The 419-nt window shown below is 37.5% G+C and carries 1 pseudogene; it reads left to right on the top strand.

Features of this window, described 5'->3' with window-relative positions:
- Positions 1-66: 66 nt before the first annotated feature.
- Positions 67-419, top strand: a pseudogene (locus tag J7R10_RS08990) (acyl-CoA dehydrogenase family protein); the annotation flags it as partial.

Here is a 419-nt window from a genome sequence, read left to right as displayed (position 1 = left end):
ATGTTTTTTAACTGCAAAAAGACAAATAGTCTATGATATGAATAATTTGAATAATGGAATATGCCTATGAGTGCTGTGTCTACGCAAAATGCTCGCCGAAAAAATGCATTTCTTAGTGATACACTTATGTTTCGTATTGCTTCTACTTTGCCTAAGTTTTTATTAGCAAGTTTTGAAGAAATAGGAGATTTTGTAGCAAGTCGTGAAGCATGGGAGCACTCTTCTTTAGCGAATCGTTACCGACCAGTACTACGCTATAACGATGAATGGGGGCAGTTAACGGAAAAATTAGAGATACATTCTTCTTATCAGGTTCTTCAACAATATTCTAGACAAGCTGGTTTAGCGACTTCACTTTGGGAAAATACCATCTCAGAAAACGGGGTACGTTATCAAGCGCGTGCTATTCGCTTGGCTTT

Origin of the sequence: Bartonella vinsonii subsp. berkhoffii ATCC 51672 (assembly GCF_902825225.1) — a bacterium.
Classification (GTDB): Bacteria; Pseudomonadota; Alphaproteobacteria; order Rhizobiales; family Rhizobiaceae; genus Bartonella; species Bartonella berkhoffii.
This window is presented reverse-complemented; position numbering and strand designations above follow the sequence as displayed.